Annotated in this window: 29 protein-coding genes; 24 read left to right on the forward strand and 5 right to left on the reverse strand. The window is 46.7% G+C overall.

Translation table 11 applies throughout. From position 1 onward, the window contains the following. Window positions 1–54 precede the first annotated feature (54 nt). The 18 genes from BGM27_RS08325 to BGM27_RS08410 all read left to right on the forward strand — a co-directional run bounded on the left by BGM27_RS08325 (window position 55) and on the right by BGM27_RS08410 (window position 16,270). Window positions 55–390: a nucleotide pyrophosphohydrolase gene (locus BGM27_RS08325; RefSeq protein ID WP_003153495.1), complete on the forward strand. Its 336-nt coding sequence runs from the start codon at window positions 55–57 to the stop codon at window positions 388–390. A gap of 8 nt (window positions 391–398) precedes the next feature. After that, the gene (gene dapB, locus BGM27_RS08330; RefSeq protein WP_003153497.1) at window positions 399–1,202 is read left to right on the forward strand and encodes a 4-hydroxy-tetrahydrodipicolinate reductase; all 804 of its coding nucleotides are present in this window, start codon (window positions 399–401) and stop codon (window positions 1,200–1,202) included. Between the two features lie 23 nt (window positions 1,203–1,225). Continuing rightward, window positions 1,226–1,639, forward strand: coding sequence for a methylglyoxal synthase (mgsA, locus tag BGM27_RS08335; RefSeq protein WP_003153499.1), 414 nt, complete (start codon window positions 1,226–1,228; stop codon window positions 1,637–1,639). After that, entirely contained in the window at window positions 1,632–2,345 is a 714-nt protein-coding gene (gene bshB1 / locus BGM27_RS08340; RefSeq protein WP_007409476.1) for a bacillithiol biosynthesis deacetylase BshB1, read from the forward strand. The genes mgsA and bshB1 overlap by 8 nt, the downstream gene beginning before the upstream one ends. Then, window positions 2,342–3,475 (forward strand): N-acetyl-alpha-D-glucosaminyl L-malate synthase BshA, encoded by a 1,134-nt coding sequence (gene bshA, locus BGM27_RS08345; RefSeq protein WP_007409477.1) that lies wholly within the window; start codon window positions 2,342–2,344, stop codon window positions 3,473–3,475. Before bshB1 ends, bshA begins: the two co-directional genes overlap by 4 nt. A gap of 4 nt (window positions 3,476–3,479) precedes the next feature. Then, complete coding sequence (locus BGM27_RS08350; RefSeq protein ID WP_007409478.1) at window positions 3,480–4,670, forward strand: CCA tRNA nucleotidyltransferase; 1,191 nt, start codon at window positions 3,480–3,482, stop codon at window positions 4,668–4,670. After that, a complete protein-coding gene (locus BGM27_RS08355) occupies window positions 4,655–5,632 on the forward strand; it encodes a bifunctional biotin--[acetyl-CoA-carboxylase] synthetase/biotin operon repressor (RefSeq protein WP_007409479.1) in 978 nt (325 codons plus the stop codon). The genes BGM27_RS08350 and BGM27_RS08355 overlap by 16 nt, the downstream gene beginning before the upstream one ends. A gap of 244 nt (window positions 5,633–5,876) precedes the next feature. Continuing rightward, the gene (panB, locus tag BGM27_RS08360) at window positions 5,877–6,710 is read left to right on the forward strand and encodes a 3-methyl-2-oxobutanoate hydroxymethyltransferase (protein ID WP_007409480.1); all 834 of its coding nucleotides are present in this window, start codon (window positions 5,877–5,879) and stop codon (window positions 6,708–6,710) included. A 3-nt stretch (window positions 6,711–6,713) separates the two neighbouring features. Further along, a complete protein-coding gene (panC, locus tag BGM27_RS08365; RefSeq protein ID WP_007409481.1) occupies window positions 6,714–7,574 on the forward strand; it encodes a pantoate--beta-alanine ligase in 861 nt (286 codons plus the stop codon). 1 nt (window position 7,575) lies between these two features. Beyond that, window positions 7,576–7,959, forward strand: coding sequence for an aspartate 1-decarboxylase (gene panD / locus BGM27_RS08370; protein ID WP_003153510.1), 384 nt, complete (start codon window positions 7,576–7,578; stop codon window positions 7,957–7,959). A 121-nt stretch (window positions 7,960–8,080) separates the two neighbouring features. Next, window positions 8,081–10,867 (forward strand): ATP-dependent DNA helicase DinG, encoded by a 2,787-nt coding sequence (dinG, locus tag BGM27_RS08375; RefSeq protein ID WP_007409482.1) that lies wholly within the window; start codon window positions 8,081–8,083, stop codon window positions 10,865–10,867. 147 nt (window positions 10,868–11,014) lie between these two features. Beyond that, window positions 11,015–11,185, forward strand: coding sequence for a YpmA family protein (locus tag BGM27_RS08380; protein ID WP_003153512.1), 171 nt, complete (start codon window positions 11,015–11,017; stop codon window positions 11,183–11,185). A gap of 9 nt (window positions 11,186–11,194) precedes the next feature. Then, on the forward strand, window positions 11,195–11,680 hold the full coding sequence (gene tseB / locus BGM27_RS08385; RefSeq protein ID WP_007409483.1) for a cell wall elongation/penicillin-binding protein regulator TseB: 486 nt from the start codon (window positions 11,195–11,197) through the stop codon (window positions 11,678–11,680). 22 nt (window positions 11,681–11,702) lie between these two features. After that, complete coding sequence (locus BGM27_RS08390) at window positions 11,703–12,884, forward strand: pyridoxal phosphate-dependent aminotransferase (RefSeq protein ID WP_007409484.1); 1,182 nt, start codon at window positions 11,703–11,705, stop codon at window positions 12,882–12,884. 134 nt (window positions 12,885–13,018) lie between these two features. Beyond that, a complete protein-coding gene (asnS, locus tag BGM27_RS08395; protein WP_003153515.1) occupies window positions 13,019–14,311 on the forward strand; it encodes an asparagine--tRNA ligase in 1,293 nt (430 codons plus the stop codon). Between the two features lie 94 nt (window positions 14,312–14,405). Then, the gene (gene dnaD / locus BGM27_RS08400) at window positions 14,406–15,104 is read left to right on the forward strand and encodes a DNA replication protein DnaD (protein WP_007409485.1); all 699 of its coding nucleotides are present in this window, start codon (window positions 14,406–14,408) and stop codon (window positions 15,102–15,104) included. An 18-nt stretch (window positions 15,105–15,122) separates the two neighbouring features. Beyond that, window positions 15,123–15,782, forward strand: coding sequence for an endonuclease III (gene nth, locus BGM27_RS08405; protein ID WP_007409486.1), 660 nt, complete (start codon window positions 15,123–15,125; stop codon window positions 15,780–15,782). After that, window positions 15,779–16,270, forward strand: coding sequence for a YpoC family protein (locus tag BGM27_RS08410; RefSeq protein WP_007409487.1), 492 nt, complete (start codon window positions 15,779–15,781; stop codon window positions 16,268–16,270). The genes nth and BGM27_RS08410 overlap by 4 nt, the downstream gene beginning before the upstream one ends. Before the next feature lie 77 nt (window positions 16,271–16,347). Here BGM27_RS08410 and BGM27_RS08415 read toward each other — a convergent pair whose 3' ends face one another. After that, window positions 16,348–19,131: a PBP1A family penicillin-binding protein gene (locus BGM27_RS08415; RefSeq protein WP_007409488.1), complete on the reverse strand. Its 2,784-nt coding sequence runs from the start codon at window positions 19,129–19,131 to the stop codon at window positions 16,348–16,350. Between the two features lie 38 nt (window positions 19,132–19,169). Continuing rightward, window positions 19,170–19,778 (reverse strand): Holliday junction resolvase RecU, encoded by a 609-nt coding sequence (gene recU / locus BGM27_RS08420; RefSeq protein ID WP_007409489.1) that lies wholly within the window; start codon window positions 19,776–19,778, stop codon window positions 19,170–19,172. Between the two features lie 41 nt (window positions 19,779–19,819). Between recU and BGM27_RS08425 the strand changes: the two genes are divergently transcribed. Continuing rightward, window positions 19,820–20,782: a DUF2515 domain-containing protein gene (locus tag BGM27_RS08425; protein WP_020954208.1), complete on the forward strand. Its 963-nt coding sequence runs from the start codon at window positions 19,820–19,822 to the stop codon at window positions 20,780–20,782. A gap of 43 nt (window positions 20,783–20,825) precedes the next feature. Here the strand turns inward: BGM27_RS08425 and sspM are convergent, their stop codons facing one another. Further along, the gene (gene sspM / locus BGM27_RS08430; protein ID WP_003153525.1) at window positions 20,826–20,930 is read right to left on the reverse strand and encodes an acid-soluble spore protein SspM; all 105 of its coding nucleotides are present in this window, start codon (window positions 20,928–20,930) and stop codon (window positions 20,826–20,828) included. A 205-nt stretch (window positions 20,931–21,135) separates the two neighbouring features. Between sspM and BGM27_RS08435 the strand changes: the two genes are divergently transcribed. Both BGM27_RS08435 and BGM27_RS08440 read left to right on the forward strand, forming a co-directional pair. After that, window positions 21,136–21,381: a DUF5446 family protein gene (locus tag BGM27_RS08435; protein WP_007409491.1), complete on the forward strand. Its 246-nt coding sequence runs from the start codon at window positions 21,136–21,138 to the stop codon at window positions 21,379–21,381. A gap of 45 nt (window positions 21,382–21,426) precedes the next feature. Further along, entirely contained in the window at window positions 21,427–21,795 is a 369-nt protein-coding gene (locus BGM27_RS08440; protein WP_007409492.1) for a YppE family protein, read from the forward strand. A 38-nt stretch (window positions 21,796–21,833) separates the two neighbouring features. On the opposite strand, the gene BGM27_RS08445 is transcribed toward BGM27_RS08440, so the two are convergent. Next, on the reverse strand, window positions 21,834–22,016 hold the full coding sequence (locus BGM27_RS08445; protein ID WP_003153532.1) for a YppF family protein: 183 nt from the start codon (window positions 22,014–22,016) through the stop codon (window positions 21,834–21,836). A 186-nt stretch (window positions 22,017–22,202) separates the two neighbouring features. Here BGM27_RS08445 and BGM27_RS08450 point away from each other — a divergent pair, with 186 nt between their 5' ends. Continuing rightward, window positions 22,203–22,637, forward strand: a complete 435-nt coding sequence (locus tag BGM27_RS08450) for a YppG family protein (RefSeq protein WP_007409493.1) — start codon at window positions 22,203–22,205, stop codon at window positions 22,635–22,637. Between the two features lie 29 nt (window positions 22,638–22,666). Here the strand turns inward: BGM27_RS08450 and BGM27_RS08455 are convergent, their stop codons facing one another. Continuing rightward, on the reverse strand, window positions 22,667–23,086 hold the full coding sequence (locus tag BGM27_RS08455; RefSeq protein ID WP_007409494.1) for an Hsp20/alpha crystallin family protein: 420 nt from the start codon (window positions 23,084–23,086) through the stop codon (window positions 22,667–22,669). A gap of 138 nt (window positions 23,087–23,224) precedes the next feature. Between BGM27_RS08455 and BGM27_RS08460 the strand changes: the two genes are divergently transcribed. Together BGM27_RS08460 and BGM27_RS08465 are read left to right on the forward strand one after the other, a co-directional pair. After that, window positions 23,225–23,731: a PTS sugar transporter subunit IIA gene (locus BGM27_RS08460; protein WP_007409495.1), complete on the forward strand. Its 507-nt coding sequence runs from the start codon at window positions 23,225–23,227 to the stop codon at window positions 23,729–23,731. Window positions 23,732–23,829: 98 nt separating this feature from the next. Further along, window positions 23,830–26,076, forward strand: coding sequence for a DEAD/DEAH box helicase (locus BGM27_RS08465; RefSeq protein WP_007409496.1), 2,247 nt, complete (start codon window positions 23,830–23,832; stop codon window positions 26,074–26,076). The last annotated feature ends 7 nt before the right edge of the window (window positions 26,077–26,083 follow it).

Genomic DNA, 26,083 nt, shown 5'->3' on the forward strand with positions numbered 1-26,083 from the left:
TCAAATGTACTTGAATTAGCTAACATGGAAGAGATGACAGGAGGTATTCGCACAGTGAGTGACAAAACGATGAAAGACTTACAAGCTGAGGTCGATGAATATATCGGCCAATTCAAAGAAGGCTATTTCAGCCCGCTTGCCATGATGGCCCGTCTCACGGAAGAACTGGGCGAACTTGCAAGAGAAGTCAACCATTATTATGGGGAAAAGCCGAAGAAAACGACGGAAAATGAGAAAAGCATGGAAGAGGAAATGGGCGATGTGCTGTTCGTCCTGATCTGCCTCGCCAACTCCCTTGATATTTCATTGGAGGAAGCTCATAACCGCGTCATGCATAAATTTAATACACGTGATAAAGACCGCTGGACTAGAAAAGAAGAAGGAAAGTAGGAGAAACCATGTCAAATGAAACCATTAAAGTCGTCATTGCCGGACCGAGAGGCAGAATGGGCCAGGAGGCCGTAAAACTTGCCGTCCGCACGCCTCATTTTGAGCTTGTCGGCGCCATTGACCATACATACGATCAGCAAACATTGCGGGAAGTGATGTCAGCTGATTCAGACGCTCTTATTTATACGGATATCCGCGCATGTTTCCAAGAAACAAAACCGGATGTGCTGATCGATTTGACAACGCCTGAAATCGGCAAAAAACATACGAAAGCCGCTCTTGAACACGGCGTCCGCCCCGTTGTGGGAACGACCGGATTTTCTGAAGCGGATTTAGAGGAGCTTCAAGCCTTGACTGAAGAAAAAGGAATCGGCGCCATCATCGCTCCGAACTTTGCATTGGGCGCGGTGCTGATGATGAAGTTCTCACAAATGGCCGCCAACTATTTTGAAGATGTAGAAATCATTGAGCTTCATCATGATCAAAAGCTGGATGCCCCGAGCGGAACGGCGCTGAAAACAGCGGAAATGATCTCAAGCGTCCGTACAGAAAAGCAGCAGGGCCATCCTGATGAAAAAGAAATTCTGCCGGGCGCCCGCGGTGCTGAATTAAACGGCATCCGCCTTCACAGCGTGCGTCTGCCGGGCCTTATCGCCCACCAGGAAGTCATGTTCGGCATGGACGGCCAGACGCTGAAACTGCGCCATGACTCCTATAACCGGGCTTCCTTTATGTCAGGAGTGAAGCTGTCAGTGGAGCAAGTGATGAAAATCGACCAGCTTGTATACGGACTCGAAAATATTATCGACTGAATCGGCAAGGGGGAGAACATCAAATGAAAATCGCTTTGATTGCTCACGATAAGAAAAAGCAGGATATGGTTCAGTTTACGACCGCATATAAAGATATACTGAGCCATCATGAGTTATACGCGACAGGTACGACAGGCCTGAAAATCCAGGAAGCGACCGGATTGTCCGTTGAACGTTTTCAATCCGGCCCGCTCGGCGGAGATCAGCAAATCGGCGCATTGATTGCGGCAAATGCCCTGGATCTCGTCATTTTTCTGCGCGATCCGTTAACTGCGCAGCCTCATGAACCGGATGTCTCGGCGCTGATCCGGCTGTGTGACGTATACGCGATCCCGCTCGCCACAAATATGGGGACAGCGGAAATCCTCGTCCGGACGCTGGACGGCGGGGCATTTGATTTCCGCAATCTTGTGCGCGGAGGAGAGCCGAATGTCTGAACACGTTGATATTCTGGCGTTCGGCGCCCATAGTGATGATGTCGAGATCGGTATGGGCGGCACGATCGCAAAATTTACGGCTCAAGGAAAAACCGCGGTGATATGCGATTTGACCGAGGCCGAACTATCATCCAACGGAACGGTAAGGATAAGAAAAGAAGAAGCGGCAGAGGCGGCACGGATTCTCGGCGTAAAAGAGAGAATCCAGCTTACGCTTCCCGACCGCGGGCTTTTGAAAAGTGAGGACGGCATCCGCCGGATTGTCAGTGTCATCAGAGCCTGCCGGCCGAAAACCGTTTTCATGCCTTATCCGAAAGACCGCCATCCTGACCACGGCAATGCGGCGGCTTTGGTCGAAGAAGCGGTGTTCTCGGCGGGGATTCATAACTACAGAGATCACCAAGAACTGCCGGCTCATAAGGCTCAGCGCGTATACTATTATATGATCAACGGGTTTCACCGTCCGGACTTTGTAATCGACATAACGGAAACCATCGATCTGAAAAAAGAAAGCCTGCACGCCTATCAAAGCCAGTTTATTCCTACGGCGCAGTCAGTGAACACACCGCTGACCAACGGTTATATCGAAATGGTGGAAGCGCGGGAAAGACTGTATGGCAAAGAAGCCGGGACGGGGTATGCCGAAGGCTTCTTTTCAAAACAGCTTCCCGTTTTGAATGATGATGTTTTTGGGGGCGGACAATGAGACCATTAAAAATAGGGATTACATGCTACCCGAGTGTCGGAGGCTCGGGTATTATTGCGACGGAACTCGGCAAGCTGCTTGCGGAAAAAGGGCACCAGGTTCATTTCATCACATCAAGCATCCCGTTCAGATTAAATACATATCATCCGAATATTCATTTTCATGAGGTGGAAGTCAACCAATACGCGGTATTTAAATATCCGCCTTATGACCTTACGCTGGCGAGCAAAATCGCCGAGGTTGCCGCAAGGGAAAATCTTGACATCATTCACGCGCATTATGCGCTGCCGCATGCGGTATGTGCTTATCTCGCCAAACAGATGCTCAAGCGCGACATCGGCATCGTGACGACGCTTCACGGTACGGACATCACCGTTTTAGGATATGATCCGTCATTAAAAGATTTAATCCGTTTTGCCATCGAAGCGTCCGACAGAGTGACGGCGGTATCAACCGCGCTTGCCGGAGAAACATATGACTTAATCAAGCCGGATAAAAAAATTGAGACCATCTACAACTTTATTGATGAACGTGTTTATCTTAAGAAAAATACAGAGAGTATAAAAGAGAAACATGGCATTTTGCCGGATGAAAAGGTCGTCATCCATGTTTCGAACTTCAGAAAAGTAAAACGTGTTAAAGATGTCATCCACGTTTTCCGTAATATCGCAGCCAAAACAAAGGCGAAGCTCCTGCTTGTCGGCGACGGGCCGGAAAAGTGCGTCGCTTGGCAGCTTGTCGAAAAATACGGACTGCAGGATCAAGTGCTGCTCCTCGGAAATCAGGACAGGGTGGAAGAGCTGTATTCCATTAGCGATCTTAAGCTTCTTCTGTCTGAAAAAGAAAGTTTCGGACTCGTACTTCTGGAGGCGATGGCCTGCGGCGTGCCGTGCATCGGAACAAATATCGGCGGAATACCGGAAGTGATTAAAGATCAAGTAAGCGGTTTTCTGGTGGAAGTCGGCGATATTCAGGCGGCATCTGAAAAAGCGCTTGCCGTTTTAGAAGATAAACAGCTCAGCAAACGATTGACTGATCATGCGCTGAAAATGGTGGAGACCGCCTTTTCTTCGCAAAGAATCGTCAGTCAGTATGAACGGATTTATGACGAATTGGCAGGACCGGAGTGATCTTATGGAACAGGAATTTGTCAAAGCCCTCCCCATCCTTCATCATCTGATGAAGGCGGGCCATCAGGCGTACTTTGTCGGGGGAGCCGTCAGAGACAGCTATATGAAACGAAAAATAGGTGATGTGGACATCGCAACCAGCGCTTCGCCGAATGAGGTGGAGCGTCTCTTTAAGCGGACTGTCGATGTAGGAAAAGAGCACGGCACCGTCATCGTCCTGTGGGAAGATGAAACCTATGAAGTCACCACTTTTCGTGCCGAATCAGAATATAAGGACTACCGGCGCCCTGAAGCTGTGCGGTTCATTACTTCTTTATCAGAAGACTTAAAGCGGAGAGACTTAACGATTAATGCGATGGCGATGTCTGCCGAAGGAGAGCTGCTTGATTATTTCGGAGGCGCACATGATATCGGACAAAAGCTGATCCGTACGGTGGGTAATCCTGAAGACCGTTTTCGGGAAGACGCTCTGCGGATGATGAGAGCGGTCCGCTTTATGAGTCAGCTCGGCTTTCTGTTAGAAAAAGAAACAAGAGAGGCCGTCATAAAAGACAGGGAGCTTTTGGCACATGTATCAGTAGAACGAAAGACCGTCGAGTTTGAAAAGCTGCTGCAGGGCGCTTCCTCACAAGAAGCGATTCAAACGATGGTGCAGATAGGTTTGATACAAGAGCTGCCAGGCCTTTCCGGTTATGAGCAGCAAATGCTTGAAGCAAGCGGCTTTCCTTTTTCTTCTTTAGATGCACGCGAAGAACGCTGGGCAGCGCTGTTATTGTTTCTCGGTCTTTGTCCGAAAAGCGCCGAGGCGTTTTTAAAACAATGGAAACTGCCGGGAAAAGTCATAAAAAAAGCGGTGCAGATCATAAGCGTTTATCCGGCGCAGCTGAAAGCAGAAGCGATGTACCGGGCGGGAGAGGCGCTGTTATCAGCCGTTAAAATCGGGATGCTGAAAAAGCATAAGACGATTGATGAACAAAAGCTGAAAGAGGTTCAGAGCCTGTATGAGCAGCTGCCGATCAAAAGCCTTCGAGACCTCGACATTTCAGGCGCTGATCTGATGGAGCTCAGAAACCGCCGCGCGGGTAAATGGGTGGCCGAAGAACTTCGCCGGATCGAAGAAGCGGTATTGGCAGGGAAGCTCCCTAACCGAAAACATGATATAAAGGAGTGGCTCGCATCATGGGATCAACATTAAGAACCCGATTAATTGATTTATTTTCTGAGGCGGGTGACGGCTTTATCTCCGGGCAGAAAATAAGTGGCGCGCTCGGCTGCTCGAGAACCGCCGTTTGGAAACATATAGAGGAGCTCCGCAAAGAGGGTTATGAGGTTGAGGCGGTCAGACGAAAAGGGTACAGGCTCATTAAAAAACCGGGGAAACTCAGTGAATCCGAAATCCGTTTCGGGCTGAAAACAGAGGTTTTGGGCAAACAGCTTCATTACCGGGACGTCCTGCCGTCCACCCAAAAAACCGCTCATGAACTTGCCAATGACGGCGCGCCGGAAGGAACGCTCGTAGTCGCCGATAAACAAACGGCAGGCAGAGGAAGAATGGCCAGAGTGTGGCATTCACAGGAGGGAAACGGGATTTGGATGAGCCTCATTCTGAGACCCGACGTTCCTTTGCAAAAAACGCCGCAACTCACCCTGTTATCAGCCGTTGCGGTCGTTCAGGCCATCGAGGCCTTTACAGGAGTACAGCCCGCCATTAAATGGCCGAATGATTTAATGATTCACGGCAAAAAAGCCGTCGGGATTTTAACTGAGCTGCAGGCAGAAGAAGACCGTGTCCGTTCGGTTATTCTCGGGATCGGGATCAACGTGAACCAGCAGGAAACCGATTTTCCCGGCGAGCTTCAGGACATTGCGACGAGCCTGAGCATGGAAGCCGGCGAGAAAATTGACAGAGCGGGTCTGATACAAGAGATTCTGCTGACTTTTGAAAAACGCTATCAGGATTACTTGAACCACGGCTTTACACCGATCAAGCTGCTATGGGAAAGCTATGCGGTCGGACTGGGGAACGAGCTCAGAGCGAGAACGCTGCAAGGGACGTTTTACGGGAAATCGCTCGGCATTGATGATGAGGGAGTTCTTCTCTTGGAAACGAGAGACGGTATAAAGAAGATCTATTCTGCCGATATTGAGCTCAATTAATCTTAGTTGGTACAAGCCTCGTGAATTTGGTATACTTCCTATGGGCAGTATCATAATGAACTGCACCTGATCAGCAGAACAGAGATTACGAAAAGTCTGCCTTGATCCAAAAAAGGACTGGGACAGAGGGATGACATTCGCCGAAGGTTAAACAAGTGGGGATCCTTCTTATTTTACAGAAGGCTTTTTTGCTTGCGAAGAATTGGCGGCTCATCTCCTCACCGTTTAGAGGAGGAGAAACAGAATGAAAACAAAACTGGATTTCATGAAAATGAAGGAAAACGGAGAGCCGATCGTGATGCTGACCGCTTACGATTATCCGCAGGCAAAGCTTGCGGAACAGGCGGGAGTCGACATGATTTTAGTCGGGGATTCGCTCGGAATGGTCGTGCTCGGACTCGATTCAACAGTCGGCGTAACGGTCAGTGACATGATTCACCATACAAAAGCGGTAAAACGCGGTGCGAAAAATACGTTTATCGTAACTGACATGCCGTTTATGTCTTACCACCTTTCAAAAGAGGATACATTGAAAAACGCCGCGGCCATTATTCAGGAAAGCGGCGCGGACGCGTTAAAGCTTGAAGGCGGAGACGGCGTTTTCGAATCCATCCGCGCGCTGACTCTCGGCGGAATTCCCGTCGTCAGCCATTTAGGCCTCACACCGCAGTCTGTCGGCGTATTAGGCGGATATAAAGTGCAGGGAAAAGATGAGCAAAGCGCGAAAAAGCTCATTGAAGACAGCATCAAATGCGAGCAGGCGGGAGCGATGATGCTCGTGCTTGAATGTGTGCCTGCTGAACTGACTGCTAAAATAAAAGAAGAAGTATCCATTCCCGTCATCGGAATCGGAGCCGGTTCAAAAGCGGACGGCCAAGTCCTTGTCTATCATGACGTCGTCGGCCACGGCGTGGACAGAACACCGAAGTTCGTGAAGCAATACGCCAAAATCGACGGCACGATTGAGTCGGCCCTCAGCGATTACGTCCGTGATGTGAAAGAACGGGTTTTCCCGGAAGAAAAGCATTCCTTTCAGATAAACCAAACTGTGCTGCAAGGCTTGTACGGAGGAAAGTAAGCGATGAAACAACTGACAGAAACTCAACAGCTGAAAGAATTGATTGCACAATACCGCTCAGAAGGCCGGACGATCGGATTCGTCCCGACAATGGGTTTTCTTCATGAAGGACATCTGACGCTGGTTGAAAAAGCAAGCAAAGAAAACGATATTGTCGTGATGAGCATCTTTGTCAATCCGACTCAATTCGGACCGGGCGAGGATTACGAAGCATATCCGCGAGATTTAAAGCGCGATGCCCGGCTTGCAGAACAGGCGGGGGCAGATGTTTTGTTTACGCCGTCTCCAAGTGACATGTATAAAGGCGAGCAAAATGTTGCCGTGCAAGTGAAAAGGAGAACTGACGTGTTGTGCGGCGCCTCCCGCGTCGGCCATTTTGACGGAGTGGCCACTGTGCTGACGAAGTTTTTCAATCTCGTTAAACCGACCCGCGCCTACTTCGGCCTGAAAGATGCCCAGCAGGCAGCAGTTGTGGACGGATTGATTGAGGATTTCTTTATGGATATCGAATTGGTTGCAGTGGACACGGTCAGAGAAGAAGACGGACTTGCCAAAAGCTCTCGCAACGTCTATCTGACTGAGCAGGAACGCAAAGAAGCGCCGATGATCTATAGAGCATTGCAGCAAGGTGCCGAACTGATCAGAGACGGTGAAAGAAATCCGGAAACCGTTATAAAAACCGTCACCGATATCATCGAAAACACAAGCGGCGTCATTGATTATGCCGAACTGTACGCTTATCCGGAGCTGACTCCGCTTAAAACATTAAACGGCAAGGTCATTCTGGCCTGTGCCGTCCAATTTTCTAAAGCCAGACTGATTGATAATATCATTATTGATATTGATGAATGGGAGAGATCATAATATGTACCGCACTATGATGGCCGGAAAACTGCACCGCGCTACCGTGACGGAAGCCAATTTAAACTATGTCGGCAGCATTACGATTGATGAAGATCTTTTAGATGCCGTCGGAATGCTCGCTAATGAAAAAGTTCAGATTGTGAATAATAATAACGGAGCGAGACTTGAAACGTATATTATTCCCGGTAAGCGGGGGAGCGGCGTCATCTGTTTAAACGGAGCAGCTGCCCGTCTCGTCCAAGAAGGAGATAAAGTCATTATTATTTCTTATCAAATGATGTCTGATCAGGAAGCAAAAAGCCATCAGCCGAAGGTGGCCGTTCTGGATGATCAGAATAAAATCGAGCAGATGCTGGGTCAGGAGCCGGCACACACGATTTTGTAAAAGAGCCCCCTTCATGGGGGTTTTCTTTTAAGATTTAGGGGCAAAAGCTGTTTTTCCGCTCCATTTCTCAACAAAACGTGTTACACTTTTCTCGTATGCTAGAATTGAGGTGTCCATTTTAATGAACAAACAACGGTTCGTTGTCATAGATGTCGAAACAACAGGAAATTCGCCGAAAAAGGGCGATAAAATCATTCAAATCGCAGCGGTTGTCATTGAAAATGGACAAATAACTGAGCGGTTTTCAAAATATATCAATCCGAATCAGGCCATCCCGCCGTTTATTGAACAGCTGACCGGAATTTCGTCCGGAATGGTTGAAAATGAACTGCCGTTTGAAGAAGTCGCGGAGGAGATTTTTCATCTGCTTGACGGCGCGTATTTTGTTGCCCACAATATTCATTTCGACCTCGGATTTGTCCGGCATGAACTGAGCGAAGCGGGCTATGAGCTGCCGGATTGTGAAGTGCTTGATACGGTTGAGCTTTCGCGTATTGTTTTCCCGGGGTTTGAAGGATATAAGCTCGGTGAGTTGTGCGCGGAGCTGAATATTGTTCATGACCGACCTCACCGCGCAGACAGCGATGCGGAGGTTACGGGACTGGTCTTTTTAGACATTTTACATAAACTGAAACATTTGCCTTTACCGACATTAAAGCAGCTTAGAAGGCTTTCACAGCATTTTATCAGCGATTTGACGCTGCTTTTGGATTCTTTTATACATGAAAGCAGGCCGGCGGAAGAAAAGAGCTGCATTCCATACGCCTCTTTTTCAATTAAAGAGCCCGATCACATTCCGGTTTCCCGTCCGGTGAATGCGGCCATTGACCTTGAAAAGTGGAACGAAGAAAAAGAACGGATCTTATCCGGCATCATCCCCCGCTATGAAAAGCGGAAAGGGCAGCTTTCGATGATGGATGAAGTGCTTGGCGCCTTCCGCAATCGGGAGCATGCGCTGATTGAAGCGGCACCCGGCATCGGAAAAACGATCGGTTATCTCGTTCCGGCTGTTTTATTTGCCAAAGCGGAGCAAACTCCCGTGATTATCAGCACGTACTCTACTCTTTTGCAGCAGCAGATCATGTCTAAAGATCTTCCGCTTTTGGAGCGTATGTTTCCTTGGCCGGTCAAAGCCGCTATTTTAAAAGGGAAATCACATTATCTGTGCCTGCCTAAGTTTGAACATATTCTGCATGAGGAAGATGACAACTATGATGCGGTTTTGACGAAAGCGCAGCTTCTCGTCTGGCTGACGGAGACTGAAACGGGCGACGCCGCTGAGCTGAATCTTCCATCAGGCGGCAGATTGCTGTGGGAGCGCATGGCTTACGATGAGAATTCTTTTTTGAAAAAAGGGAAGGACTCGGCTGCCGAGTTTTATGAACGGGCTAAAGAAAAGGCGCAGGCCGCAGATCTGATTATCACAAACCATGCTTTGCTGTTTTCAGATCAAAGCAGTGAAACGAAAAAACTGCCTGCAAGCGGAACGATCATCATTGATGAAGCGCATCATTTCGAACGCGCTGCCAGCGAGCACCTGGGGAAGAGAGCTTCATACATCGGACTGCACACAAAGCTCAGCCGAATCGGAACCTTAAAGGAACACGGACTGTTAAAGCGGATGAGAAAACTGTTTTATACGTATGAACTGCCGGCGGAAAGTTTTTTTGACGCCGATGAGTGGATGAAGCATATTCAATCGGAAAGCGACGCATTTTTCAGTTCAGTGCATTCTTTTGTCAAACGAAGAAAACCTAAAGACGATCTGAACCGTCTCGTTTATAGTCTCAATCATAAAAGCCAGGATAAAGGGTTTCACATGATAACGGACGGAGCCGAGCGGCTTTGTGCGATGCTGGATCAGCTGCTTGACATGTTTTCAGTACAGGAGAAACTGTTACATCAAAAGCTTGATCAGATGAAAAGCGGAGCGGCTTTTTTAGCGGCCGAATATGTAAAGTGTATCAGGGGGCTGAAAGAATATCGCGATACGTTCAGCAGGCTGCTGTTTGAAAATGATGAGAAAGAAGCCGTTTGGGTTGAAATTGACGCGAAGGGCGCAAAAAATGCCGTCAGTATCTATGCGCAGCCTTTGGAGCCCGGTGAAATGCTGGCAGACCAGTTTTTCGCCCGCAAAAAAAGCGTTGTGCTCACATCAGCGACCTTAATGGTGGAGCATTCTTTTCAATTTATGATTGAAAGGCTCGGACTTGCGGATTTTTATCCGCGCACCAAAAGCATCCCGTCTCCTTTTTCTTACGATGATCAGATGAACGTCATCATTCCGAAAGAGATGAAATCCGTTAAATATGACGGAGAGCGGGAAGTCATTGAGCATATTGCCAAGTATGCAGAAATCATGTCAAAGGGAAAACAGCCGAAGATCCTTGTCCTGTTTACGTCTCATGATATGCTGAAAAAAGTGTATCAGGAACTGAAACTCAGTATGGAGATATCAGGCATTCAGCTTCTCGCCCAAGGTATTTCGGGCGGGAGTCCCGGTAAATTAATGAAAACCTTTAAAACGGCAAGCCGGGCAATTTTGCTTGGGACGAATCATTTCTGGGAAGGCGTTGATTTTCCGGGGGATGAATTGTCAACCGTCATGATCGCAAGACTTCCTTTCAGGGCGCCTGACAATCCGCTTCATGCCGCAAAATGCGAATTTGCCAAGAAGCAGGGAAAAAATCCGTTTCAAACGATTTCCCTGCCTGAGGCTGTGTTAACGTTCAGACAGGGGATCGGGCGCCTGCTCCGTACGGCGGGAGACAAGGGAACAATCGTTCTTTTAGATCAGCGTGTAAAGACGGCGGGATACGGACGGCTGTTTCTTGAAGCGCTCCCGACTTCATCCCTTTTGGAGCTGACGGATGCCGAACTCGGGGCTTATGTCAGCCAAACGGAATAAAAGCCGCATAATCGCGGCTTTCGTGGTGTGGGATGAGGAATTGTTTTTATAGTAAAAGCGGGTTCATGCCGCCTTGTGATTTTATTATGCCGCGGGCGCATCCCGTTATGACTAACAAAATTTGTTCGACCGATGGAGGGTATAAAAATGGAAAGCAAAATTGAAATTCTGTCAACGATTAATGTGGAGCATTCAGATGATTTATATAAAATCGTCGATACATTAAACCGGACTTTGAAACGGGACAATCTGATGTTCGGGCTTGCGCTCGACGAAGAAAATCAAAATGAAGCGGTCTTCACCATTTATCGCACATAGGTGAAAAAGATGAGAAAAAAAGCATTAATATTTACAGCCGTATTTGGTATTATTTTTTTAGCAGTTCTTTTATTTTCGGCCAGCATTTTTAAATCTGCAATGGCCCAAAAAGAAGAAGGCCACGAAACAGCTGCCGCAGCCGCTAAAGAAAAAACGGATCTGACAGATGCTGAGAAAGTGGAGACCTTTGTCGGCAAACAGAAATATTATGTTGTTACCGGAACGGATAAACATGGAAAAGATATGTATGTATGGGTTCCGGCCGACAAAAAAGCAAAAATTCTCTCAAAAAAAGCCAGTGACGGCATTTCAAGCGGCAAGGCTGCCAAGATCGTTCGGGACGAAGGGCTTGTTTCCAAGCTGAATGGCGTTCACCCGGCGAGAGAAAACAATGTTCCGTTATGGGAAGTGACCTATATCAACAAAAGCGGGCAGTATAGCTTTAGTTATGTGGATTTTACAAGCGGCAAGATTCTCAAAAACATCACACCGTGAGACGTATTAGGGGGAGTTCAAATTGAAATTGGCAAAAAGAGTATCCGCATTAACACCGTCTGCAACACTTGCAATTACTGCAAAAGCGAAAGAGCTGAAAGCAGAAGGCCATGATGTCATCGGCCTCGGAGCAGGAGAACCGGATTTTAATACGCCTCAGCACATTATAGATGCCGCGGTGCGTTCCATGAATGAAGGCCATACGAAATATACGCCTTCAGGCGGTCTGCCGGCGCTGAAAGACAGTATCGCAAAAAAATTCAAAAACGACCAGGGGATTGAATATAAGCCGTCAGAAATCATTGTCTGCACCGGAGCGAAACACGCTCTGTATACATTATTTCAGGTTATTCTCGATGAAGGGGACGAAGTGATTATACCGACTCCTTACTGGGTCAGCTACCCTGAGCAGGTGAAACTGGCAGGGGGGCGTCCCGTCTATGCAGAAGGGCTGGAATCCAATCAGTTTAAAATTTCACCGGAGCAGCTGAAGCAGGCTATCACCGAGAAAACAAAAGCGCTCATTATCAATTCACCGAGCAACCCGACAGGTGTTATGTATACGAAAGAAGAGCTTGCGGAACTCGGAAAAGTGTGTCTGGAGCATGGCATTCTGATCGTTTCCGACGAGATTTATGAGAAGCTTACATACGGAGGAAAAAAACACGTCTCAATCGCACAGCTTTCAGATAAATTGAAAGAGCAGACGATCATCATTAACGGCGTGTCGAAATCTCACAGCATGACGGGCTGGAGGATCGGCTATGCGGCGGGTTCGGAGACGATTATTAAAGCGATGACGAGCCTTGCGAGCCACAGCACATCAAATCCGACGTCCATCGCTCAATACGGCGCCATTGCGGCCTATAACGGGCCGGCTGAGCCGCTGGAAGAGATGAGACAGGCATTTGAGCACAGACTGAACACCATTTACGCTCAGCTCAGTGAAATTCCCGGATTCACCTGTGTCAAGCCTGAAGGGGCGTTTTACTTGTTTCCTAACGCCAAAGCGGCCGCAGAAAACTGCGGATTCAAAGATGTCGATGAATACGTCAAGGCGCTTCTGGAAGAAGAAAAAGTCGCCGTCGTGCCGGGCTCAGGCTTCGGCTCACCGGACAACGTCCGTTTATCTTACGCAACGTCACTCAATCTTTTAGAAGAAGCGGTCGAAAGAATCCGCCGCTTCACGGAAAAACACAGCTGATTCTGAAAAAGCGGCTTTTAAAGCCGCTTTTCACTTGCATTGACCCCGTTAGAGTAGAACGGGTATAATAAAGTGATGAAAAAAGAGATTCAGGCAGATTCCTGAATGTCTTTCTTGTTCTGGAGGGAAAGAGTTTGAAAACAACAATCAACCAAGTGTATAAACACACAGGCGAGGAAGTAACGATTGGAGCTTGGGTCGCTAATAAACGCTCAAGCGGTAAAATCGCATTTTTACAGCTGAGAGACGGTACAGGCTTCATTCAGGGAGTTGTCGTTAAAGCTGAAGTAGAAGAAGACATCTTCCAAATCGCGAAATCAGTGACACAGGAAACGTCACTTTATGTAAAAGGAATTGTGAAAGAGGACGAGCGTTCACCGCTCGGCTATGAGCTTGCTGTTACATCCATTGAAGTCATTCACGAAGCGACTGATTATCCGATTACGCCTAAAGAGCACGGTACGGAATTCTTAATGGATCACAGACATTTATGGCTCCGTTCGAAACGCCAGCACGCAATTATGAAAATCCGCAACGAAATCATTCGTGCGACTTATGAATTTTTCAACAAAGAAGGCTTCGTGAAAGTTGATCCGCCGATTTTGACGGGAAGCGCTCCCGAAGGCACGACTGAGCTGTTCGCGACGAAATATTTTGATGAAGACGCCTTCTTGTCTCAAAGCGGCCAGCTGTATATGGAAGCAGCTGCAATGGCGCTCGGAAAAGTATTCTCTTTCGGACCGACGTTCAGAGCGGAAAAATCGAAAACGAAACGCCATCTCATCGAATTCTGGATGATTGAGCCTGAAATGGCATTTGTTGAATTTGAAGAAAACCTTGAAGTTCAGGAGAATTATGTTGCATACATCGTACAAAGTGTGCTGGAACATTGTAAGATCGAGCTGAACACATTAGGTAGAGACACATCGAAGCTTGAACAAATCAAAGCGCCATTCCCGCGCATTACGTACGATAAAGCGATCGAATTCCTGAAAGAAAAAGGCTTTGACGATATTGAGTGGGGAGATGACTTCGGTGCGCCGCATGAAACAGCGATCGCAGAAAGCTATGACAAACCGGTGTTTATCACTCATTATCCGACGTCATTAAAACCGTTTTATATGCAGCCTGCCAAAGATCGTGACGATGTCGTGTTATGTGCCGACTTAATCGCTCCGGAAGGCTACGGGGAAATCATCGGCGGTTCAGAACGCGTTCATGATATGGATTTATTGGAAGAAAGATTAAAAGAACACGGTCTGGATTCAGATGCTTACAAATGGTATGCTGAACTCAGACAATACGGTTCTGTTCCGCACTCCGGCTTCGGCCTCGGACTTGAGCGGACAGTGGCTTGGATCAGCGGAGCGCCTCACGTGCGTGAAACGATTCCGTTCCCGAGACTTCTGAACCGTCTGTATCCGTAATAGTTATGAAAAACGAAGTCTCCTGCAAGGGAGACTTTTTCTAAGTAAAGGGGAAAGCTCCCGGAGATAACCTTTTACAGTAAGAGGTGTAAGGATGAAAAAACAGCAATTTATAGATATGCAGGAACTCGGCATTTCAAGCATTCCCAACCTGCTGCTGACACATTACCGGCAGCTCGGGCTGAATGAAACCGAATTGATCCTGCTTTTGAAGATTAAAATGCATTTGGAAAAAGGCTCTTATTTTCCGACGCCGTTTGAACTTCAGTCAGGCATGTCCATCTCTGCTGAAGAATGTACAAGCTGCCTGAGAATGTTTATTCAAAAAGGTTTTCTGTTTATTGAAGAATGTGAAGACCATAACGGCATAAAGTTTGAAAAATATTCTCTGCAGCCGTTATGGGCGAAGCTGTTTGATTACATGCAGCATTCTCAAAATGAAACGCAGGAAAGAACGTCAGAAAGAGAACAAAAAAGCCTGTATACCATCTTTGAAGAAGAGTTCGGAAGACCGCTGTCGCCCCTTGAATGCGAGACGCTGGCCATATGGCAGGATCAGGATCAGCATGATGCGATTCTGATTAAACACGCCTTAAAAGAAGCCGTTTTATCGGGAAAACTCAGTTTTCGCTATATTGACCGGATTTTATTTGAATGGAAAAAGAACGGCTTCAAAACGGTTGAGCAGGCGAAGGCGCACAGCCAAAAATTCCGTCGTGTTCAAACAAAACAAAATGATCCGCAAAAAGAGTATACGAGGCAGGTGCCTTTTTACAATTGGCTGGAACAATAACATGAGAAGGGGAGAAACGTGTTAAATTTAAAGCAGATTGAATATTGTCTTGAAAAAATCGGCGATATGTTTCCGCACGCAGAATGTGAACTTGTCCATTCAAATCCTTTCGAACTGGTTGTGGCAGTCGCACTATCCGCGCAATGTACGGATGCTCTCGTCAACAGAGTGACAAAAACGCTATTTCAAAAATATAAACGGCCCGAAGATTATCTTTCCGTATCGCTGGAAGAACTCCAGCAGGATATTAAATCAATCGGTCTGTACCGTAATAAAGCCAAAAATATTCAAAAGCTGAGCAAAATGATCATCGAAGAGTACGGCGGAGAAGTGCCGAAAGACCGGGATGAGCTTGTGAATCTGCCGGGTGTCGGACGGAAAACGGCAAATGTGGTCGTGTCTGTTGCTTTCGGCGTACCTGCGATCGCAGTAGACACTCATGTGGAGCGAGTCTCTAAACGGCTTGGTATCTGCCGCTGGAAGGACTCTGTTTTGGAGGTAGAGAAAACATTAATGAAAAAAGTGCCAAAAGAGGATTGGTCTGTTACGCATCACAGATTAATATTTTTCGGCAGGTATCATTGTAAAGCGCAATCTCCCCGCTGTGCGGAATGCCCTTTGCTTCCGCTGTGCAGAGAAGGGCAGAAGCGTGACAAAAAAGGGCTGGTGAGACGGTGACGGCGATTGACATTCTGACAGGCTATGAAACATACCTGCGCAGTCTTACGGACTTGGAAAGCCTCGAGATCAAAACGGCGCTGCGCCGCCATCCGCTGTATATGGATTTCAGCGGTCAGCCAACAGTGCAGCCATGGAGGGAAAGGGGCGAATATGTCCCGTTTCTGTTTCAGATTTGGAATGAAACGAAAGAAACGCTGCTTCCCGTTTTTCAAACAAGAAAATCGAGATGTGATCAAAATGACATGCTGAAGGGAATTGCCTGTCTGATTGCCGCTTTTCACTGGACGGCAGGGGAGCGGGTCACATCACTCGATTGGTCTGTGCTTGAAACAAAGCATTTTCCCGCCGAACCGATCAATTGGGCGGAGCGAATGGCGTTTATTTTAACAAAACCGACTCAATATCACTCGTTTATTCAGCTTGATGAATTGATGACGGAGATGAAGAAACAATATCATAAATATGAAGCCATGAACAAAGGTTAAAAACCTCCTTTTCTCATAAGGAGGTTTTTTTGTATGAAAAAAATCCTTCACCTGGTTGAGGTGAAGGATTTCGTCCGCTAATGAGCGGGATTTGACTGGATGGTTGACGAATTGGACTGCCCGTTGATATTTGAAGATGAGTCTTGGTTTTTGTCCGTTTGACCGTTGTCAGGTTTATTTGAGCCGTCTGAACCGGAATCGGAATCATTATCAGAGCCGTTATCTTGCTGTCCGTTGTTATCGGTCCCGTTACCGGGCTGATTCTGATTGTTGTTATCTGTTTGATCCTTATCGGATTGATCCTGATTTTTATCCGGGTCATCAGTTGGTGTTTGATCCGATCCGTCAGACGTATCTGTCTGATTGTCATCTGTGTTTGAATCATCGGTTTGCGTTTTGTCTTTGTCTTTATCTTCATCAGACTTCTGTTCATCGTCAGTCGCTTTATCTTTATCCGCATCGTCTTCTTCATCTTTTGGGACTTTGAAAGAAGCTGATGCCGTATCGCTTTTTCCGTCATCGTTTTCCGCTGTCACCTGGAAGCTGTATGTGGAGCCTGGTGTGACATCTGAGACGACGGCTTCTTTTGCCGAACTGTTTTGAATGTCACTGTAGCTTCCGCCGTCAACGGATTGTTTGACATTGAATGTTGCATCACCGTCATAATTCCAGCTTAAAGTTAATGATTTTTTATCTTTGTCGTATTTCACTTGCAATCCTGTCGGTTTATCGGCTTTTTCTTTCGTGTATGTTTTAGAAACGGCAGTTGGCTGCGTTCCTTTCACGAAGTACTCCGTCACTTTTTTATCATCCGGCGTATTTGGTCCGGCTAAAGCGGCAGGATTCGAGCCTTTCTCAACTGTTTCTTTGACGACACTGTCAGGCTGCTTGAAGCTTCCTTTACCGTCATCAACGTATGAGATCAGCTTTTGAAAAATCCGTTTTGCGACTTGCTGGTCTGCAGAAGACAGTGATTTCTTGCCTGCTTTGTTGCCAGACTCAACTCCGGTCCAAACCGCTGCTGTATATTGAGGGGTGTATCCGACAAACCAGGAGTCTGGGACTCCGCCTTGTGCGATATTATATCTTTGGATATCCTCTTTAGTAAAGTTGGTCGTACCCGTTTTACCGGCGACTTCCACGTTCGGTACTTGAGCTAATCTGCCTGTTCCTGACTGCACGACTGTTTTGAGCATATCTGTAACCATGAACGCCGTGTAGTCGCTCATAGCACTTTTCGGTTTCGGTGTTAAATCAAGCTTAGTGCCGTCATTAAATTCAATCGATGTGACCGCGTGCGGTTCATTGTACGTTCCGTTATTTCCGAACGCACTGTAGGCGCCCGCCATTGTCATAGTAGATACACCGCGGTTATCCTCACCAAATCCTCCGATCGAATAAGATTCGGTTACACTCTCTTTGTTTAATCCTAGTCCTAAGTCATTTGCGAAGTCGACGGCATTATCTTTACCTGCTGCTTGGAATGCCTTCAGAGCCGGGATATTACGTGAGTCTGAGAGGGCCTCTCGCATTGATATCTGGCCTCTGTATCTATTGTCATAATCATGGATTGGTGTGCCGTTAGAGTACGTATAAGCCGAATCATCAATCTGCTCATACGTCGACCATTTTTTATTTTCAATGACCGGGCCGTAATCAAGAATAGGTTTTATCGTTGAACCGGGCTGGGTTTTACCTTGTGTTGCATAATTGAATCCCCCGGTAGTTCTGTTCCGTCCTGCTCCGATAGCGCGGATTTCTCCGTTTGTCGTATCAAGGAGCGTGACGCCGCCCTGCATGCCTTCGGTAAATCCGGCTGTATCGCCGTTCATCAATTGATCAAGATAATCTTGTGCTTTCGTATCAAGAGTCGTGTAAATTTTCAGTCCGTCAGTTGAAATATCGACGTCTTTCTTTTCTTTTGTCTCAATTTCTTTCATAACTTCTTCGACAAAAGCGCTGTATTTATTTGTGTCCTTTTTATCGTATTCCTTTTGGCTGACGACGCCTTCATCTTTCATGGACACTTTCTTTGCTTTTTGGTAGTCAGAATTTGAAATGAATCCTTGTTTTTCCATTAAACTGAGAACAATGTTCCGGCGTTTTTCGGAAGCCTTCGGATTTTTAACGGGGTTATATCCGGTCGGGCTTTGCGGCATTCCGGCAAGCGTCGCCGCCTGTTCAACCGTAAGCTTGCTCAAATCTTTTACGCCGAAGAATTCTTCAGCCGCTTTACCGACGCCGTAGGCACGCGGTGAGAAATAAATTCTGTTTAAATACATTTCTAAGATTTCATCTTTAGAATAATGGCGCTCCAGCTGCAGTGAAAGCCACACTTCCTGTGCTTTCCGTTTAATCGTTTTCTGATGGGTCAAAAGCGAGTTTTTCACAACCTGCTGGGTGATTGTGCTTCCTCCCTCTGAACCGAATCCATCCGTAAAGTTGGCGACCAAGGCGCCTCCGATCCGGATCGGGTCTATACCGTGGTGCTTATAAAAACGGGCGTCTTCAGTTGCGATAAATGCTTCTTTCACAACATCGGGTATATCCTTAATCGGGACGTAGGTTCGTTTTTCACCGCCCACTTCCGCTATTTCTTTGCCGTTTTTATCGTAAATCGTTGAAGAGTAAGGCGTTTTCAGCTTGGCTTCGTCCAAAGACGGCGCGCCGGAAACCAAAACGGCAAATGCCGCCGCTCCGCCGACTATGCCAAGGACAAACAGAATAACCAAGGACAGTACAATCTTTTTGAATAAACCGCCTTTACGCTGTTTCTTGCCTTTTTTCGGTGAAGAGGGCTTAGTGCTTTTCGTCTGCCTTGCCTTACGGCGTTCTTCACGGCTCGTAAATTGATCTGACATAACATCTCAACCTTTCGTTTATCAACCTTTCGCTCAGTCTACTGTTCCTGCGAAAAATAAAGCTGTTCAATAATACTAATATAATCAATTCTCGGTGAGTATCCAAGGGAAATCGGAAAGGAAGCATCTTCTAATTCGTCTTTGCGAATTGATTTTCTGCCATTGTTCTCCTTTCTCTCCCAAAAGACAAACAGCTTGTCGGCTTCGAGGAAATAAACCTTTCCGAAAGCGGATATAATAACAAAACAAATGCCGTCTTGTCTGACCACCTGCTTCATATGCTCAATCTGATGATCATGAAAATTCTGCAGGGGAAATGCCGTTTTGTTTTTTGTTTCTTTTGCCTCAAAATCAATGTAGCGCCCTTTATAAATGCCGTTGTAGTCAGTTGTGGAAGACTGTTTAAAATAAGCTTCCTTAATGACTGCGGCGCTTCTTTTCGGATAGTGGACGTTTACAATCTGGACGGGTGTCGGCTTTTTGTGAATGACAGCAATTTGGTTAACCAGATAATACTTATTCGTTTCATTCAGGTCGTCTTCGAGGGTCATGCCGCGATTACTGTATGAATGGGACCGTTTCTGGCTGTTTTGGGATGAAACCGTTTTGTTCGGCTGAAAAGTTTTTCCATTCGGGTACCGAATCACTTTTTCCATCCTCCTTATCAAACTAATAGTGACGGAAGTGAATGAACGTGCATAAACGACAGACCGTAACCGCCATTCTTCGCCTGATCGAAAAAGAGACGAAAATAAAAAATGCCGATAATATTTCCCGGACGAATGCCTATAAAGCATATTATGACCGCCATCCTGAGATCAAGTGGCCGCTTTTGGCATCGTTTGTGTCCCGCAATGCGGGCTGGTCGATGACTGATTTAAGAGGCGTCCTTTATCAGGAGGGCCTTGACAGCAGTCAGAAAAACTGGTTTTTCCTTTCGTATGAAAGGGCGAATTGGCTGATTTTTTCTGATGCCTATCCTCAGCTTCTGGTCTACCAGTGGTCAAAACAAATCGGCGAACCTCTTTTCCGTCATCTTCCTCATTTCCGCGTCTCGGCTTTTATGCAGGAAGAGTGGCTTCGCTTTTGGCGTGACGGAGATACGGAACGGCTCATGTATGCTCTTATTATAAATGAACAAAACACTATCCAAGCACCTATTATACAAAATCCTTCGTTTAAAAAGAATGTTTTTGGCACGATTCCTTTTTATTTAAGTGATTGGTTTCACTTTAATACGGTGATATTCCCTTCATTTGACGGACAATTATACGGAATTTCCGTCAAACGGTTTTCAAAAACCGAAGAGAGAATTACGCTCGGAAAACAGCTGGCCCGCCTTCTGTTCAGCCCTGATCTTCACGCTTCTTTTTACCGTTTTCTTGATACCGTTCCTCATACCGGATCACGCTTTGATATGGAGAAAATGATCGGCATCAAAAAAAGAACATCACCGATGCTGAGGACAACCTATCCCATTGTTGCCCACCCATTAGACGGCGAAAGGGAGGATTGGTTTCAAAAAAGGTTAAGAAAAGGGGCTTTCTTACAGGAGAAAATGCCGAAACAGCTTGAACTGACGGACTGGTACTTCCAGAAAAGACGGGAGCTCCATGCGCTCTTCGCGGTTAAAGAGTGGCTGAAGAAATGAAAAAGCCCGAAACCGTTCGCTGGGGTTTCGGGCTGCTGATGTGTTACGTGGAAGGGCGGTTTGGGCCGCCTAATTTTTTATCAAGCGTATCAGTCGTTTTTGCTTCGGTTTTTTGCTGTTTACCTGCATTTTTCGGTCTCGTTTTCATACGGCACCTCCTCAACTGTATCGTTTGCATTAACGTGCCGGTTCATACAAAGTTTGCGGCACTTTTTTGTCGAAAGGCACGCCTTTTAGGATAATCTCTGTTTGTTTGCCGAACTGCTTCTAGTTTTGTCATGTGCAAAGGAGAGCGGTATGAAAACGAGAATTATATTCTAAAGAAACGCAAGTGATAAAAGGGAGGAACATGAATGTCTGTTTACACGAGCAAGGCTGATATTCTCCGTCTGCTTTCTGATATCGAATTCCGGATTTCTGCTGCTGAAAAGACGCTTACCCAAGCAGTCAGATCCTGTCAGGCGGAAGCTGAAGAAATCAGACAGGAGAAACTTTCCCGCCTTGAGGAAGAGGCGCGGGAGCTTCATGTTTGTATTGATGACCTGTTTTTGGCTGACCGGCGTAAAAAGGATTTGCCGAGAGCCTGCCGGATCAGCTGATTTTATGCAAAAACTTTGGTACCATATGTACTGAGGTGAGTCCGTTTGCAGACACAGTCGTTATTGGAGCTGACAGAACAAATGATAGAGGCGGTTCTGGAAGCCGAAAAAAGGTATCAGGATGGAAAAGAGTCAGGCCGTTCATATGATTTTTTTGAGATTATTAAACCCGATGTTGAAAAAAGAGACCGGCTTTGCGCGCTTTGGACAGAAGCAGCGCTTGCGTTTATTCAGGAAAACCGTCCGAAATACGTTCATCACGCACAAATTCAGGCCGTTACAGAAAATTTCGGAGAGCTGATGCTCCAATCATATGTTCATCATATTCATAAAAAAAGATACAGGGATTTAACTGAATCTGTTTTATATACGCTTCGTATATTAAGGGATGAAATTGAAAAAGAAGGCAGCTGAAAACGGCTGCCTTCTTTTATATAAAGGGGTCGGGTATGTTATTCATACGCCGGGTTTTCTGCTCCACTTGCTTCGAGAACCTTCATACTGTTTCGAAATTCGGTTGCGGTGAGATGGCCTTGAATATAGAGGAATTTTGCAAAGTCCATCAGTTTATCTGCACAATCTGTTTCATATTTTTTCACTTCAGCAAAACGCTTTCTTAAGTATGATACGTTCATAATGGTGCATCCCCTCTCATGTATGTTGAGATTATGGTAACATAACGATTCGACTTTTTTCTGTTTTTAAAAAATTAAGACTTTCGACAGCATTTGACAAAAATCAGAATCACCGAAAGCACATAACCACGGCGGAATTCATACATATATAGCAGAAACTTAGTGAGAGACAAGGGGGAATGTCATATGCAATGGAGAGCAGAGCCATATCAAAATATGTACCAGCAGCCGGCGGGATATTTCTACCCGCAGCAGATACAGCCATTACAGCAGCCGTATCCGCAGCAGATACAGCCATTGCAGCAGCCGCCCTATCATCAGCAAGGGCAGTACCCGCAGCAATTTTATCCGAATCAGGAATACGGTCATATGCAGCAGCCGTTTGCTCCCTCTCCTCCTCAGGCAGCCATGCCCGGGGGGCAGCCGGGGTTTGTGAATCCTTACCCCGTTCCCAGACCGAATCAGCAGCAGTCTTCCCAATTCTCAGGCATACTCTCCCAGTTTAAAAAAACGAACGGACAGTTTGACTTTAATAAAATGATAGATACAACGGGGCAGATGGTAAGCGCCGTAAATCAGGTCGGATCGCTGGTGAAAGGCTTCACCAGTATCTTCAAATAAAAAGCATGAATGATATCCATCATTCATGCTTATTTTTTAGGGAAAAAGAGGGTAAGCGTCTGTTCATTCCAGGATGTTTCCATATCTTCTTCACTCACCTTATACGGGAGGACAACGGTTCTTGTCATGCTTGAAGACACATGGGATGAATGAGCCTGTTTATGATCGTAGCGGATTGTAACGTGAAGGTAGCACCCCTTCGTTTCCACCAGCATATCACCGTCACGGAATGTCTCGGGAACGCTGATATCAACCGCGAGGCCCGTCGGCTCTTCTCTGACGTCAATCGTCACTTGCGCTTGCGCTTCAGTAAAAGCCGAATTGAAAAGGTGCTGAAAACCCTGCATCAATTCTGCGAAGGGACCTGAGTGAAAAAATTGGTCCATCGCATGGCTGATGATGTCCTCATTTCTTTGCGGATCAAGTTTATCGTTTTGTGATTGATCCATATGACCACCGCCTTTTTACAAACAGACTATGCGATGTTATGCCGTATGGTTAAGAATTGAAGGAAAAAAGAAAGTATGGTTAAATAGTGGAGAATAAACTGGTAACGGATTCACATTTAGGAAGGGGAGCACAACACATTGCTGAAAAAATTATTCGGATTGGGAGACAGCCGGAAAAAGCCGGCCGAGGAAGTGATTTTTTCTCCGGCTGACGGAGCGGTGATGGATTTGGCTTCAGTGCCGGATCCCGTATTTTCACAAAAAATGATGGGGGATGGGATTGCCGTCGAGCCTGCAAACGGAGACATTGTTTCACCGGTTGAGGGAGAAGTGATTCAGCTGTTCCATACAAAACATGCTGTCGGCATCCGCACCCTTTCCGGAGCGGAACTTTTGATACATGTCGGTTTGGATACCGTCAATATGAACGGCGAAGGCTTTGAAGCGCATGTAAAAGAAGGAGACAAAGTGAAAACAGGCGATCTGCTTTTAACGTGCCGGCTGGATTTAATAAAAGAAAAAGCAAGCAGCACCGTCATCCCTATGGTGATTATGAATGGCGATGCCGCAGAACCTTTGCAATTTGCAGGCGCAAATGAAGCGAAAAAAGGACAAACAGAGCTTTTTAAGATAAAAATGAAGTAGGCAGGGGCTGATTCCCTGCTTTTTTTCTTGTGCAGGATTTTCATCTAGCCAGGCAAACAAATATTCGGTAAACTGTACCTCATAAAGAGGTGTGAACGATGAAGAAAAAATCACTGAGCGAACTGATTCAGGAATTAAAAAATCATGAAAATATTGTGCATTGGCATGAAGAGGAACCGCGGGAGGCGAAAACCATGCCGATGCCGGAGCAAGTAGATCGGAAAATTCGGGCGGCTCTCGAAAAGAGGGGGATCGAGCGGCTCTTTACACATCAATACTCCGCTTTTCAGACGGTTCAAAACGGAGAAAGCATTGTGGCTGTCACACCGACGGCCTCCGGAAAAACACTGTGCTATAATCTTCCGGTTCTTCAGTCTATCGCGGAAGATGCCTCAAGCCGCGCGCTTTATTTATTTCCGACAAAGGCGCTCGCGCAGGATCAAAAAAGCGAGCTGAACGAAATCATAGACGAGACGGGCATGGACATTAAAAGCTTTACCTATGACGGAGATACGTCTCCGGCCATCAGGCAGAAAGTCAGAAAGGCCGGGCATATTGTGATCACAAACCCTGATATGCTTCATTCAGCCATTCTTCCCCACCATACAAAATGGGTGAGTCTGTTTGAAAACCTGAAATATATCGTCATTGATGAATTACATACGTACCGCGGCGTATTCGGCAGCCATGTGGCGAACGTCATCCGCCGTTTAATGAGAATCTGCGCTTTTTACGGAAGCACGCCGTCATTTATCTGTACATCCGCCACAATCGCCAATCCGAGGGAATTGGCGGAGCAGCTGACGGGAAAATCAGTGCGCCTGATTGACGATAACGGCGCCCCGGCCGGAAGAAAGCACTTTGCTTTTTACAATCCTCCGATTGTAAATAAACCGCTGCATATTCGAAAAAGCGCCACCGTGGAAGTGAACGAACTCGCCAAAACTTTTTTAAAAAATAAGATCCAGACGATTGTTTTTGCCAGAAGCCGTGTCCGGGTTGAAATTATTTTAAGCCACATTCAGGAGATCGTAAAAAAAGAAATCGGTGCGAAGTCTGTCAGAGGTTATCGCGGCGGATATCTTCCGAAAGAAAGAAGAGAAATAGAGCGGGGGTTAAGAGACGGAAGCATTCTCGGCGTTGTCAGCACAAACGCGCTGGAGCTCGGCGTTGATATCGGCCAGCTTCAGGTCTGCGTGATGACGGGGTACCCGGGCAGTGTCGCGAGCGCATGGCAGCAGGCGGGCCGAGCCGGGCGGCGGCAGGGAGAGGCGCTTATCGTGATGGTGGCGAACTCTGATCCGATTGACCAATATATTGTGCGCCATCCTGATTATTTCTTTAAACGCTCGCCTGAATCTGCAAGGATCAATCCCGATAATCTCATTATATTAGTCGATCACCTGAAATGCGCCGCGTATGAGCTGCCTTTCAGAGCCGATGAAACATTCGGAGAAAATGATGCAAGAGACATTCTCGAGTATTTAGAAGAAGAAGGGGTGCTTCACGAAAACCGCGAACGCTATCACTGGGCGAGCGAATCTTTTCCCGCCTCCAACATCAGTCTCCGTTCGGCGTCACAGGAAAACGTGGTCATCGTTGACCGCTCAGAGACGGCTGATGTAAAAATCATCGGAGAAATGGACCGCTTCAGCGCGATGACGCTTCTTCATGATGAAGCGATTTATCTTCATGAAGGGGTGCAGTACCAGGTTGAAAAGCTTGATTGGGATCATAAAAAAGCGTACGTGCGAAAGGTCGATGTCGAATATTATACAGATGCCAATTTAGCGGTGCAGCTGAAAGTGCTGGACATTGACAGAACGGACAGCAGAAAGAAAACGGCCTTACATTTCGGCGATGTAACCGTGAACGCACTTCCGACAATATTTAAAAAAATTAAAATGACGACATTTGAAAATATAGGATCAGGGCCGATTCATCTTCCAGAAGAAGAACTGCATACCAGTGCTGCCTGGCTTGAATTGAAAGAGACGGATTCGGAGATCGGCGAAAAAACGCTTGAACAGCTGCTTTTAGGCATTTCCCACGTCCTGCAGCATATCGTGCCTGTATACGTCATGTGCGACCGAAATGACGTGCATGTCGTGCCGCAAATCAAAGCCGCACATACCGGACTTCCGACAATCTTTCTGTATGATCATTATCCGGGCGGAATCGGACTTGCTGATGAAGTATATAAGCGATTTGATGAAATCAATGAAGGGGCTGAGCGCCTGATCAGACAATGTCCATGTCAAGACGGATGTCCTTCCTGCATCGGCTCCGAAATAGAAGGAATAGATGCAAAGAAAGCGATACTCCGGCTCTTGAATTACGTGTAAAAGAAAA

The organism is Bacillus sp. FJAT-27001 (assembly GCF_019039175.1).
GTDB lineage: Bacteria > Bacillota > Bacilli > Bacillales > Bacillaceae > Bacillus > Bacillus velezensis.

Bases quoted from the DNA above. Each gene is read 5' to 3' on its own strand.
- dapB (WP_003153497.1), top strand. From the start codon at position 399: ATGTCAAATGAAACCATTAAAGTCGTCATTGCCGGACCGAGAGGCAGA.
- mgsA (WP_003153499.1), top strand. From the start codon at position 1,226: ATGAAAATCGCTTTGATTGCTCACGATAAGAAAAAGCAGGATATGGTT.
- bshB1 (WP_007409476.1), top strand. From the start codon at position 1,632: ATGTCTGAACACGTTGATATTCTGGCGTTCGGCGCCCATAGTGATGAT.
- bshA (WP_007409477.1), top strand. From the start codon at position 2,342: ATGAGACCATTAAAAATAGGGATTACATGCTACCCGAGTGTCGGAGGC.
- BGM27_RS08350 (WP_007409478.1), top strand. From the start codon at position 3,480: ATGGAACAGGAATTTGTCAAAGCCCTCCCCATCCTTCATCATCTGATG.
- BGM27_RS08355 (WP_007409479.1), top strand. From the start codon at position 4,655: ATGGGATCAACATTAAGAACCCGATTAATTGATTTATTTTCTGAGGCG.
- panB (WP_007409480.1), top strand. From the start codon at position 5,877: ATGAAAACAAAACTGGATTTCATGAAAATGAAGGAAAACGGAGAGCCG.
- panC (WP_007409481.1), top strand. From the start codon at position 6,714: ATGAAACAACTGACAGAAACTCAACAGCTGAAAGAATTGATTGCACAA.
- panD (WP_003153510.1), top strand. From the start codon at position 7,576: ATGTACCGCACTATGATGGCCGGAAAACTGCACCGCGCTACCGTGACG.
- dinG (WP_007409482.1), top strand. From the start codon at position 8,081: ATGAACAAACAACGGTTCGTTGTCATAGATGTCGAAACAACAGGAAAT.
- BGM27_RS08380 (WP_003153512.1), top strand. From the start codon at position 11,015: ATGGAAAGCAAAATTGAAATTCTGTCAACGATTAATGTGGAGCATTCA.
- tseB (WP_007409483.1), top strand. From the start codon at position 11,195: ATGAGAAAAAAAGCATTAATATTTACAGCCGTATTTGGTATTATTTTT.
- dnaD (WP_007409485.1), top strand. From the start codon at position 14,406: ATGAAAAAACAGCAATTTATAGATATGCAGGAACTCGGCATTTCAAGC.
- BGM27_RS08415 (WP_007409488.1), bottom strand. From the start codon at position 19,131: ATGTCAGATCAATTTACGAGCCGTGAAGAACGCCGTAAGGCAAGGCAG.
- BGM27_RS08425 (WP_020954208.1), top strand. From the start codon at position 19,820: ATGAACGTGCATAAACGACAGACCGTAACCGCCATTCTTCGCCTGATC.
- sspM (WP_003153525.1), bottom strand. From the start codon at position 20,930: ATGAAAACGAGACCGAAAAATGCAGGTAAACAGCAAAAAACCGAAGCA.
- BGM27_RS08435 (WP_007409491.1), top strand. From the start codon at position 21,136: ATGTCTGTTTACACGAGCAAGGCTGATATTCTCCGTCTGCTTTCTGAT.
- BGM27_RS08445 (WP_003153532.1), bottom strand. From the start codon at position 22,016: ATGAACGTATCATACTTAAGAAAGCGTTTTGCTGAAGTGAAAAAATAT.
- BGM27_RS08450 (WP_007409493.1), top strand. From the start codon at position 22,203: ATGCAATGGAGAGCAGAGCCATATCAAAATATGTACCAGCAGCCGGCG.
- BGM27_RS08455 (WP_007409494.1), bottom strand. From the start codon at position 23,086: ATGGATCAATCACAAAACGATAAACTTGATCCGCAAAGAAATGAGGAC.
- BGM27_RS08465 (WP_007409496.1), top strand. From the start codon at position 23,830: ATGAAGAAAAAATCACTGAGCGAACTGATTCAGGAATTAAAAAATCAT.